1 protein-coding gene is annotated in these 664 nt (G+C 64.2%); it reads right to left on the reverse strand.

From position 1 onward, the window contains the following. On the reverse strand, nt 1-664 hold a 664-nt coding region (locus tag AC1Q80_RS30820; RefSeq protein ID WP_492362940.1), incomplete at both ends, for a calcium-binding protein.

Genomic DNA, 664 nt, shown 5'->3' on the forward strand with positions numbered 1-664 from the left:
AACGATATCGTTCCCCAGACCACCGGCGAGAATGTCGTCGCCGGCGCGGCCATCGATGACATCGTTGCCGTCATTGCCGATGAGGGTGTTGTTCTGGGCATTGCCCGAGAGCTGATCGTCGCCGGCGCCCCCGATAGCGGCTTCGATCCGTTGAAGTGTGTCCGAACCGATCTCTTCGCCCGTGGCGGTTCCCTGTTCAAGATCGACGACGATGCTCTCGGTAGTGGCGCTGGCATCGAGCGTGTCGTAGCCTGAGCCGCCATTATAGCTATCGTTGCCGTCAGTCGCCTCACCCGGCGCGCAGACCGGAGCCTCGACGACGATGGTGTCATCGCCGGCTCCACCGGAGACGACGTCGTCGCCCTGGCCGCCGGCCAGCGTATCGTCGCCGGCGCGGCCATCGATGACATCGTCGCCGTCGTTGCCGATCAGCGTGTTGTCTTCGGCGTCGCCCGAAAGCTGGTCGTCGCCCGAGCCGGCGATCACGGTCTCGATGCTGTCGACGGTGTCCGAACCGATCTCCTCGCCCGTCGCCGTTCCCTCTTCAAGGTCGACGACGATGCTCTCGGTGACTGCACTGGCATCGAGCGTGTCGTAGCCTGAGCCGCCGACGTATGTGTCGTTGCCGTCATCGTAGACACTGTCGTCATCATCGCTGTGGCCG

The organism is Ensifer sp. GW823-FHT05D09, assembly GCF_058795755.1.